This is a genomic window from Cecembia rubra, assembly GCF_003014575.1.
Taxonomy (GTDB): Bacteria; Bacteroidota; Bacteroidia; order Cytophagales; family Cyclobacteriaceae; genus Cecembia_A; species Cecembia_A rubra.
Genome location: NZ_PYGF01000004.1, coordinates 180,245 through 191,262, shown reverse-complemented (window position 1 = coordinate 191,262; position 11,018 = coordinate 180,245). Strand labels below are relative to the sequence as shown.

The window sequence follows — 11,018 nt, the reverse complement described above, 5'->3', positions numbered from 1 at the left end:
AATTTAAAATCTGTCTAAATAATATCGTTCTGTTTGGGTGCAAGTGGTATGCAAACATGGCAAAATTTGCAAACTAAATCCAATTGTATTAATTTATCAGTCATAGATACAGTCTATTTCAGATTTCTAATTTTTCTGATAACGCGTTTTTTTATGAAAAGGATTCTGTACTACTATTTACGTTCATATTTTGGTTTTTCAACCAGGGAATCAAGGGGGTTTGTTTTGGTTATACCATCATTGATCCTTCTCTATATGCTGCCAAGTGTATATGAATGGGGGATTAGATATAAAAACCAAGGACTTCTTGAGCAATATGAACTCATTCTCGACAGCATTATCCAGGCTGAAAAGCTTCCAAAAGAGATTAAAGCGGAGCATTCTGATATGGATCAGGATAGCATAAAAAGGACCGGAAGGACAAACTATGGGAGAAATCCAGGTTTCAACCGGATTGATTTTAATGAGGCTGATTCTGTGGTTTTACAGATCGTACCTGGTATAGGCCAGACTATGGCTTCAAGAATTGTGAAGTTTAGGGAAAATATAGGGGGATTGCATCAAAAAGAGCAACTATTGGATGTTTATGGAATGACACCTGAAATTGTTGAAAAACTATTCGACCATTTTTTATTTAGTCCGGCCATCACCAGGAAACTGGATATCAACGATCTGGATATTCAGGAATTGGCAAAACATCCTTACATTTCTTATGGCGCAGCAAAGGTAATTGTGGCCTATAGGGAGCAACATGGACCATATAAGCGGGCAGAGGACCTATTGCAGATAAAAATTTTCAACCAGGATTGGGTGGATAGGTTGTTGCCATATCTGGAATTTGGAAAATGAATATTTTGATTGATTTGCTTGATGTTAAATCAGGAAAACCAAGCATATTTGTACCATGATAGCGGATAGGTTTGCTTTTTTGTCTAAAGAAATGAATTTCCCCGGTATGGAATTCAAAATTAAAGAAGCAAACGGGCAGTTGATTATTTTTGATTCCCTGAGAAAGAAATATCTTGTCCTTACTCCGGAAGAATGGGTAAGGCAGCATATGATCGCATTTCTTGTACAATTCAAGAATTATCCAAAAACCCTTTTTTCTCTGGAAAAGGGGTTGCAGTACAATAAACTTCTAAAAAGGTCTGATATTTTGGTGCTCAACAGAAATGGAAATCCTTTCCTTTTAATTGAATGTAAGGCGCCTGACATAGTCCTTTCAAGTAAAACCTTGGAGCAGGTTTGTGTTTACAACAAGTCGATTCAAGCCCCTCATTTGGGAATTACCAATGGGCTCAACCATTTGTTTTTTTCATTTGATGAGCAGTCCTCAAATTATTTACAAATTCCAGATGTACCAAAATTTATGTAGAAGTGATTATGATTTTAATCATGTTTTTGCTTAAATTCAAGAATTAAGTTTACATAGTTTAATATTCCAGTCCTATGAAAGTCCAACCAAAAAATACTCCCTGCGAATTGTGCATGAGTAGGAAATTTTCTTTGTTTGCAGACGTTACAGAACCCCATCTTTGCCAGCTTTCAGACAGTAAAAACCTGATCACTCATAAAAAAGGTCAGATATTATTTTATGAAGGTACTAAGCCCCTTGGTGTATTCTGTATCAGTGACGGAGTGGTAAAGGTATATAAAACTGCATCCAACGGTAAAGAGCAGATCATCAGGCTGGCAAAAAAAGGAGATTTTCTTGGTTATGCGTCTTTATTAGGTGAAGAAGCGTATTCAAATTCAGCTACGATTGTAGAAGATGCAAATATTTGTTTTGTGCCAAGAGAACCATTTCTTAAAGTCTTGGCAGAAGATACTGCTTTTCACAGAAGGGTGACCAAAGCTTTGTGCCATGACCTGGGAATAATGGAAAGTAAACTGACCGATGCAACGCAGAAATCTATCCGAGAGCGATTGGCCTTTACTTTGTTGAAGCTTTCAGAAACTTATGGTATTGACGGGAAAGAAGGAGAAAAGATCGATATTGTTTTGACAAGAGAAGAAATCGCAGGTATTGTGGGTACTGCCACAGAGACTGTAATCAGGTTGCTTTCAGAATTTAAAAAGGACGACCTTATAGATTTTCAGGGTAAGAAAATAATTGTACTGGACAAAAAAGGTCTTGCACGTTTGTCAGATTTCTACGGTTAATACCTCATTCATCAATTTATTTTAGCCTTTTAGGTCGGTTTACCGGCTTAAAAGGCTTTTTCATGTGCAATTAATTTTGGCTTTTGTTGGTTATTTTAATATGAAATTTAAAAAAATCCTTCTTCTGTTTACCGGTCTTTTGATGGGTGGCCAGGTTTGGGCACAAAGCCTGGCTTATAAAACCCTTTTGAAGGGAGTATATGATAAGGATTTTCCTTTAATATCCATTGAAGAGGTGGAAAAACTGGATAATCCAGTTTTTTTGGATACAAGGGAATTCGATGAATATGAAGTTAGCCATATCAGGTATGCAAAATGGGTGGGATACGAAACGTTTGATCTGGATAAGGTAAGAGATCTGGATAAAAACCAAGTTATTGTGCTTTATTGTTCGATTGGGGCTCGAAGTGAGAATATTGGAAAAAAACTACAGCAGGCGGGATTCAACCATGTTTACAACCTTTACGGAGGAATTTTTCATTGGGTCAATGAAGGAAAGCCTGTTTATTCAAGAGGGAAAAAGACTGAAAAAATCCATGCCTATAACCGTACTTGGGGGATCTGGCTGACTAAAGGACAGAAAGTCTATTGATAAAGGATTTGTATAATTGCAATGGATAAAGATTTTGAGAAATGAAATTCTTGTGGATAAGCCTTACTATTTTACTGGTCAATTTATCATGTGGGCATTCTGATTTAGGCCAAGAAGGAAGCCTTCCTCCCAATCATCAGGTTTTTGATGCATTTTTAAAAAAATTTGTATCTGACGAAGGCATAGTGAACTACAAAGGGATGGTTCAACAAAGGGCTGATTTGGAAATATATCTTAATGCCTTAAGTCAAAACCCCCCGGATAGGAAAACCTGGTCCAAGGCCGAACAATTGGCCTATTGGATCAATGCTTACAATGCTTTTACCCTTAAATTGATCCTGGACCATTATCCCATTAAAAGCATACAGGATATCAAACCTAAAAATCCTATTCCCTTGGTCAACACGGTATGGCACATGGAATTTTTTAAGATTGGTGGTAAGCCCGCCTCTTTAGATGAGATAGAGCATAAAATTTTGAGAAAGGAATTTGAGGAGCCAAGGATACATTTTGCCATCAATTGTGCCTCATTCTCCTGTCCAATTTTGTCTAAGGATGCCTATTTTCCCGAAAAGCTTGAAGAGCAATTAGATAAGGCCGCAAGAAGATTTATCAATGATTCAAAAAGGAACAAAATCAGTGCAGATAAGGTGAATATATCCAAGATTTTTTCCTGGTTTGGGGAGGATTTTACCCGAAAAGGGAATTTAATTGAGTATCTTAACCGGTATTCCACGGTCAGGATATCACCCAAAGCAAAAATCAATTATCTGGATTACGATTGGTCGCTCAATGAATAATAGAAAAATAGTCATTATAGGAAACGGGATTTCAGGAATTACATGTGCCCGAAATATCAGGAAAAAGGATAATGAAGCAGAGATTTTAGTGATTTCCGGAGAGACTGAGCATTTCTTTTCACGGACTGCCCTGATGTACATTTATATGGGGCATATGAAATACGAGCATACCAAACCGTATGAGGATTGGTTTTGGGAGAAAAACCGAATCAAGCTTCTAAAAGCATGGATTGAGTTTGTGGACTTTCCCAAAAAGCAACTTATCTGCCAAGACGGAAAAGCCATTTCCTATGATATTTTGATCTTAGCTACAGGCTCCCGTCCAAACAAAATCGGTTGGCCAGGCCAGGATTTAAAGGGTGTTCAGGGCTTATATTCCTTTCAGGATCTGGAACTCATGGAGGAAAACACCAAAGGGATAAAAAAAGCAGTCATTGTTGGAGGGGGCTTGATTGGGATCGAAATGGCGGAAATGCTCAGAAGCAGAAATGTTCCGGTTACTTTTTTGGTACGGGAAAGGAATTTCTGGGACAATGTCTTGCCTGAAGAAGAGGCAAAAATGATTAATAAGCATATCCTTGAGCATGAAATTGATCTGCAATTAGATACCCAGCTGGATGAAATCATAGGAGATGATGAGGGAAGAGTAACTGCAGTGGTTACGAATAAAGGGAAAAAGATAAATTGTGAATTTGTTGGTCTTACTGTAGGGGTTGTTCCTAATATTGGATTTTTGATAGGTTCCGGACTCGAAACCTCCAAGGGAATATTGATAGATCATTTTTTCAGGACCAATATGCCAAATGTATATGCCATAGGGGATTGTGCAGAATTCAGGGAATTGGTGGCCGAGGACAGGAAGAATATAGAACAAGTTTGGTATACAGGAAGAATGCATGGGGAAATCTTAGCCCATAACCTTACCTCCCAAAACCAAGTGCCCTATATGCCCGGCCCTTGGTTCAATTCTGCAAAATTTTTGGACATTGAATACCAGACATATGGACAAGTGCCCCCAAAACAGGACTCATATACTGATTCATTTTTTTGGAATGATGCAAAAGGGAAAGTAAGTATCAGATTGAATTATAATAAAGACTCTAATGTTTTTATGGGAGTGAATGCCTTGGGTTGGAGATTGAGGCATGATTTTTTTGATAGAGCCTTGACAGAAAAATGGACCATAGATCAGGTCATGGGGAATTTGGATAAAGCAAGCTTCAATCCTGAGTTTTACAAACCCTATTACCAAGCTGTTTTGAAGGATTATAACAGCTTGAAAGGGAATAATATCCAATTCAAAAAGGTGTCGCTTTTTCGAAAATTAATTGGTTCAAGAGCATGAGAAATATTCAGAAGTTTGGTCTGGCTCTTTTTATCATTGGACTGTTGATATTCAGTTATATTCCTTTTATTGGAGATTATCAGCTCAATGTACAATTGGTAGAAAAGCTTGTAAAAGAAGAACATAGAGAGGTAATGACTGGAATCTTGGAGCCGATGTATGACAAAATTTATACTTCAAATTTCAGCTTCATCCGCGATTTTAAAGAATTGTTCAATGCATACAACCAAGATTTGAAAGACCAACAGGCTTGGGATAAAGTGATTTGGGACAATTACGCTTTTTCTGTAACAAAGGCAGCTGCTATAAATCCCGTTCAAGAACATCCCTATAAGTATTTTGGAGTTTCTATAATTCTTGGAGTAATAGGTGGCTTGATGTATATCATGCCATTGTATAGGAATGAACCCGAAGGAATAAAGAACAATGGAATTTATTTTTCTTCAATGAAGGCAAGAGGAGTATTGGGAATCTTTACCGGTACCTACTTGATTCTGTTTTATGTGATTTTGTACTGGTTGCCTGAATACATGACCAATTTGGTCATAATGGTGGACCCTTTAAGTGAAGCACTTTCCGGGAACGAGGCCTCTCAATGGTTTTTATATGGCTTAGTGTACACTTTGGCTATTTTGGTCATGGGCATCAGGATGTTCAAAAAGTATAAAGGGAATGCTTACCAAACTATAAGAACCGGCTCAGTAATGTTTTTCCAGTTGGCTTTTGCCTTTTTGTTGCCTGAAATTTTGGTCTTGTTCAATATGCCCTGGCATGACTTCAAAAATATCTGGCCTTTGGATTATTCCTTTTTTTACGAATATCGAATTGAAGGAATGGTGAGCTCGGGTGCTTTGGGAATGTTTATGCTGATATGGGGGATTTTACTTATAGTCATTGGGGTACCCCTTCTGACCTATTTTTATGGCAAGCGTTGGTATTGTTCATGGGTCTGCGGCTGTGGTGGACTTGCAGAGACTTTAGGCGACCCTTACCGTCAGCTTTCCGACAAATCCCTCAAAGCCTGGAAGGTGGAAAGGTATTTAATTCATGGAGTGCTGGTATTTGCAGTTGTGATGACTGCCCTTACCATTGTGAATTATTTCATGAAATTTGATCTACTGGGTCAGGCCACCAATCAATTGCATTCTATCTATGGCTTTGCTATAGGCTCTGCCTTTGCCGGTGTAATTGGAACCGGTTTTTATCCCTTTATGGGCAACCGTGTATGGTGTCGGTTTGGATGTCCTTTGGCTGCTTATTTGGGAATTGTTCAACGCTTCAAGTCCAGGTTCCGCATCACCACCAATGGCGGTCAGTGTATCAGTTGCGGGAATTGTTCCACCTATTGTGAGATGGGGATAGATGTCAGGTGGTATGCCCAAAGGGGTCAAAATATAGTACGTTCTTCCTGTGTGGGCTGTGGAGTTTGTTCTGCAGTCTGTCCTAGAGGGGTATTAAAATTAGAGAATGCCGGTGAAGAAGGAAGAATCAATGAGATGCCAATTATCATAGGAAATAAATCTATAAGTGTAAAATCCTGATGGTGTTGATTTATATTTTTCTTGGCATATATTTTCTAGCGATGTGCTTTGTCTTACTTTACAGCATTGCCCAGGCCCATTTGCTCATTTATTTTTTCAGGAACAAGAAGCAGCTAAAATATAAGCCTGAATTGGAAAGGCAATCACTGCCAAAGGTCACAGTTCAGTTGCCGATATACAATGAAATGTACGTGGTGGAGCGCTTGATTGAATCGGTAGCAGTTTTGAGATATCCAAAGGATAAACTGGAAATACAGATCTTGGATGACAGTACGGACAGCACCTCAGATATCATCATCCAAAAAATCAAAACTTACCCACAAGTGAATTTCAAGTACCTTCATAGGTCGGACAGAAAGGGGTTTAAAGCTGGTGCATTAAGGGAAGGACTGGCAGAAGCTACTGGAGAATTTATTGCCATATTTGACGCTGATTTCATGCCGGATCCGGAATTTTTGCTAAAAACCATACCGCATTTTGAGGAAGACAAGGTGGGGATGGTACAAAGTCGATGGACACATCTGAATAAAAATTACTCCTTATTGACCCGACTTCAGGCTTTTGCCTTGGATGCCCATTTTATGGTAGAGCAGATTGGGAGAAACAGTCAGGGAGCATTTATCAATTTCAATGGAACTGGAGGCATTTGGAGGAAATCCTGTATTCTGGATGCAGGTAACTGGGAAGATGATACTTTAACAGAAGACCTGGATCTGAGTTACAGGGCCCAGAAAAAAGGCTGGAAGTTTGTTTACCGGCCTGATATTGAATCTCCTGCCGAACTTCCACCTGTGATGTCAGCTATCAAATCCCAGCAATTCCGTTGGACCAAAGGAGGTGCCGAATGTGCCGTTAAACACTTGGGGACGGTATTTTTTGGGGATTTTTCTTGGAGAAAGAAAATTCATGCCGCTGCTCATTTGCTTAATTCCCTCATTTTTATTGCTGTCTTATTGGTTAGTCTTAGCAGTATTCCGGTTTGGTGGGGATTTTACATAGGCATATTGCCCCAAGCTCTTTACCAGGCATCAGCAATCTTTTTCATAGGCTTTATCATTATTGCCCTGGTTTATTTCTTTGCCAACATCAGTTTGGTGGGGTATTCTATCAAGGGGATTCTGAGGTTCCTTTTAGAACTTCCGGTTTTCCTGGCTGTTTCCATGGGCTTGTCCTTGCATAATGCTCAAGCGGTATGGGAAGGGATTACTGGTAAAAAATCACCTTTTATAAGGACTCCGAAGTACAATTTGGAAGCCAATGCTTCTTGGGCGGAAAATATCTATAACCCCTTTAAAGTTCCTATGACTACATATGCGGAAGCTTTTCTCTCTTTGATATTTCTTTCTATATCCCTGATTTCAATCCTGACCGGGAATTATATGATGCTGTTGTTCCATTTGCTGTTGACCTTTGGCTATGGGATGGTAAGCATAGCATCATTTAAAAGTTACGCCTTTAAGAGGTATTAATTATTCAAGTATTCTTTCAAAAAGGGCTGCACATTGGTATTCAATCTGTTTGATATGTGATTTTCTGCTGGTTTGAAGGGAAGAAAGTAGGTCAAGGTATTTTTTGGAAACATCTTCCTTATCCGTAAGAAAATTTACTAAATGTTGGAGGAAAAGGTGGTTTTCGTACCATTTTAGCATGGTTTTTTGAAGTTCACTCATTCGTTCATGTACCTCCTGGATAAAAATTGGGTTAAAACCTGATTCTATCCTCAAATTTTCAAGAGCGGTAATGACCCTGATACCTTCATAAATTTCCTTGAGTACTTTACTGTCCAGGATACCATTGTTGTCTACTTGGAAAAAGCCCAATTCTTCATTGATGATCTGTGTGGTTGCTGTGTTGATCATCAATGGTTTTATTCCTTTACTGTATTCATGAGCTTCATGGTAGAGTGTCTCCCAAATCTGTAGAGGGCTTGAAATAATCAGGTCATATACCTCATTATACAGTTCGTTTTTTTCTGTTTCCAGGGATTTCAAATAGGCGCTGAAAGCTGGAATTTCCTTCAATTTTAAATCCTCAGTCTGCGCCATGATCATTTTGATATGTTTGGTCTTTTTCAGGCCTTTGAAAATTTTCTTGAAAGGTGAGAAAAGTCGGAATTTTAATTTTTCTTCTTCAAAATGGATTTTGGAGAGTAAATCAATATAGATTTCCAGGAATATCAGTTTGTTTTCAAGCTCCAGGGCTTTTTTTCCACGGTATTGTTTGCTCAGGCCATTAAAAGCTGATTTAGCAGCTTCGAATTGTTGTAGGAAGAGCGCAAAGATGGGAGAAACCTTTCCTTTCATGATTTAAGAAATTCGTACCAATGTTGCCCCATAACCGAACCGGCTTTTCTGTGTATCCTGAAAATACTTAATATTTTCCAATTGACTAAGGTACTTATGGATTTCTTTTCTAAGTACCCCGTTTCCTATACCATGGATAAAAGTAATTTCATCCATCCCACTTGCAATGGCATAATTCAGATTCTTTTCAAAAGTATCCATTTGTAACCTGAGTATTTCTGAATTGCTCATAAAAGGATGGTCATTTGTAAGTTTTTCTATGTGAAGGTCTACTTCCTTTGGAGGTTTCTGAAACTGCAGCTTTGATGGGGCGGTTTGTTCTTTTAATTCTTCGTTCAACTGTCGGATATCAATTTCTTTGGAAGATTCTGAGACCATGAAGATATAACCTGATTTGTTTAAAATCGGGGCAGTGCCTTTGCTTTTAAAAAAAGCTGAAGCTTTGAATTTCAGCTTTCTTTCAAACGAAGGCTGGGTTTTTTCGACTTTTTTATGGATAGGGAAGAACTGCATCAATAGAGGGGGCCATTCTTCAAATAGTTGGATGGTTTTTTCACCAATTTTTTTGGTGTTTTTTGAAGGAAGCATTTCCGCCAGGATTGTCTGCCTGTTTTCACCATATAATTCTGAAGCTATGACCAAATAGTCTCTATCAGAGTTATTGCAAATGTAAATAGCAAGTTCCTTGTCATTTAAGGGGATATAAGCTAGAAAAACACTTTTTTCATTGCTGTCAGTTTTTTGGGGTTTTATGCCCGTCAAAGTTGAGCTTACTCCTTTCTCCCCTCCAAAATGTTGTGCTTCAGCAGCCGAAATAACTACCACTTCACTTTTTAGCGCTGGAATTCGAAAGCCATCTTCAATTTCGATTTCAACTCTTCCTCCTGCTGAAATTTTTGTGATTACTCCTTCTTCATTTCCATGGAGTAATCTTACCCTATCACCTACATTCATGAATTCAATGCGTTTTTGTATGTTTCTATTGCCCTTTCTCTGGCAAATTTATGATCTACCATTGGTTTGGGATATGAAGGACTGCCATATTCCGGTATCCATTTTTTGATGTATTTGAATTCTTTATCAAATTTTTCTGTCTGGGAATCCGGATTGAATACCCTGAAATAGGGTTGGGCATCCGTACCTGTGCCTGCAGCCCATTGCCAGCCTCCGTTGTTGGAAGATAATTCAAAATCCAATAATTTCTTTGCAAAATAAGCTTCTCCCCATCGCCAGTCAATCAAAAGGTGTTTGGTAAGGAAGCTGGCAACGATCATCCTTACCCTGTTGTGCATATAACCGGTGGCATTGAGTTCCCGCATCCCTGCATCGACTATTGGATAACCTGTCATGCCATCGCACCATTTTCTGAAATCTTCCTCGCTTCTTCTCCATGGTATACGGTCATACTGAGGTTTGAAGGCTCTATCTACAACTTGGGGATTATGATAAAGGATCATCATGTAAAATTCCCTCCAGATTAGTTCATTTAGATAGGTTTCATTCAGTTGAGCTGCATCTAAGACCAGTTTTCTTACACTTACTGTCCCAAACCTAAGATGAATTCCGATCCTGCTTGTCCCGTTTACAGCAGGGAAATTCCTGGTTTTATCGTATTGCTTAATCAAGCTTTTATTGACCTCCAAAGGTGGGATTTTTATATTGCTAGGTTCAAAACCCAAATCATTCAGGCAAGGAATAGGCTGTGGGCTGATAGGGAAAAAATTCATTTTGGATTTTTCGAAACTGAGAATTTCAGGTGGATTTTTCCGGAATTTTTCCAACCATACTTTGCTGTATGGGGTGAATACTTTATAAAAATCTCCGTTACCATTTACTATTTCCTCTTTTTCAAAAATCACTTGATCTTTGAAGTCCAGGAACTGGATGTTTTTTTTCTGAAGAATGGCTTTGACTGCTTCGTCTCTTTCCCGGGCATAGGGTTCATAATCCCTATTGGTATAGACGTTTTCAATGTTGTATTCCTCAATGAGGGAGCTCCAAATTTCCAGTGGATTTCCATATTTCACCACAATTGATGTCCCCAATCCCTTAAGCTCTTCATGTAGCCTTTGGATTTGTTGATGGATAAATGTAAGCCTTGCATCTGCCTTTTCCTCCAATTTATCCAGGATGTTACGGTCAAATATAAACAGAGGAAGGATATTTTTTTCTTGGGTTAATGCATAATAGAGACCTGTATTGTCATCCAATCTCAAATCCCTTCTGAACCAAAATATATTGATTTTTTCCATGGGTAAATTTTTTCAATGTATG

Annotated in this window: 11 protein-coding genes; 8 read left to right on the top strand and 3 right to left on the bottom strand. The window is 38.5% G+C overall.

What is annotated here, in order from left to right; translation table 11 throughout:
- Window positions 1-153 precede the first annotated feature (153 nt).
- The 8 genes from CLV48_RS09525 (at window position 154) to CLV48_RS09490 (ending at window position 7,910) form a co-directional block, all read left to right on the top strand.
- A complete protein-coding gene (locus CLV48_RS09525) occupies window positions 154-849 on the top strand; it encodes a ComEA family DNA-binding protein (protein ID WP_106567043.1) in 696 nt (231 codons plus the stop codon).
- A 106-nt stretch (window positions 850-955) separates the two neighbouring features.
- Window positions 956-1,375, top strand: coding sequence for a type I restriction enzyme HsdR N-terminal domain-containing protein (locus tag CLV48_RS09520; protein ID WP_245889514.1), 420 nt, complete (start codon window positions 956-958; stop codon window positions 1,373-1,375).
- A gap of 74 nt (window positions 1,376-1,449) precedes the next feature.
- Window positions 1,450-2,163 (top strand): Crp/Fnr family transcriptional regulator, encoded by a 714-nt coding sequence (locus tag CLV48_RS09515; RefSeq protein WP_106567041.1) that lies wholly within the window; start codon window positions 1,450-1,452, stop codon window positions 2,161-2,163.
- Window positions 2,164-2,263: 100 nt separating this feature from the next.
- On the top strand, window positions 2,264-2,755 hold the full coding sequence (locus CLV48_RS09510) for a rhodanese-like domain-containing protein (RefSeq protein WP_106567040.1): 492 nt from the start codon (window positions 2,264-2,266) through the stop codon (window positions 2,753-2,755).
- Between the two features lie 41 nt (window positions 2,756-2,796).
- Window positions 2,797-3,555, top strand: coding sequence for a DUF547 domain-containing protein (locus CLV48_RS09505; RefSeq protein WP_106567039.1), 759 nt, complete (start codon window positions 2,797-2,799; stop codon window positions 3,553-3,555).
- The gene (locus tag CLV48_RS09500; protein ID WP_106567038.1) at window positions 3,548-4,900 is read left to right on the top strand and encodes an NAD(P)/FAD-dependent oxidoreductase; all 1,353 of its coding nucleotides are present in this window, start codon (window positions 3,548-3,550) and stop codon (window positions 4,898-4,900) included. Before CLV48_RS09505 ends, CLV48_RS09500 begins: the two co-directional genes overlap by 8 nt.
- Window positions 4,897-6,441, top strand: coding sequence for a 4Fe-4S binding protein (locus CLV48_RS09495; RefSeq protein WP_106567037.1), 1,545 nt, complete (start codon window positions 4,897-4,899; stop codon window positions 6,439-6,441). Before CLV48_RS09500 ends, CLV48_RS09495 begins: the two co-directional genes overlap by 4 nt.
- Window positions 6,441-7,910: a cellulose synthase family protein gene (locus CLV48_RS09490; RefSeq protein WP_106567036.1), complete on the top strand. Its 1,470-nt coding sequence runs from the start codon at window positions 6,441-6,443 to the stop codon at window positions 7,908-7,910. The genes CLV48_RS09495 and CLV48_RS09490 overlap by 1 nt, the downstream gene beginning before the upstream one ends.
- Here CLV48_RS09490 and CLV48_RS09485 read toward each other — a convergent pair whose 3' ends face one another.
- Genes CLV48_RS09485 through CLV48_RS09475 form a run of 3 tightly spaced genes read right to left on the bottom strand, consistent with a single transcriptional unit; the run spans window position 7,911 to window position 10,996 of the window.
- Entirely contained in the window at window positions 7,911-8,744 is an 834-nt protein-coding gene (locus tag CLV48_RS09485; RefSeq protein WP_106567035.1) for a hypothetical protein, read from the bottom strand.
- A gap of 3 nt (window positions 8,745-8,747) precedes the next feature.
- The gene (locus tag CLV48_RS09480) at window positions 8,748-9,698 is read right to left on the bottom strand and encodes a Smr/MutS family protein (protein ID WP_106567034.1); all 951 of its coding nucleotides are present in this window, start codon (window positions 9,696-9,698) and stop codon (window positions 8,748-8,750) included.
- A complete protein-coding gene (locus tag CLV48_RS09475; RefSeq protein ID WP_106567033.1) occupies window positions 9,695-10,996 on the bottom strand; it encodes a cryptochrome/photolyase family protein in 1,302 nt (433 codons plus the stop codon). The genes CLV48_RS09480 and CLV48_RS09475 overlap by 4 nt, the downstream gene beginning before the upstream one ends.
- Window positions 10,997-11,018: the final 22 nt, after the last annotated feature.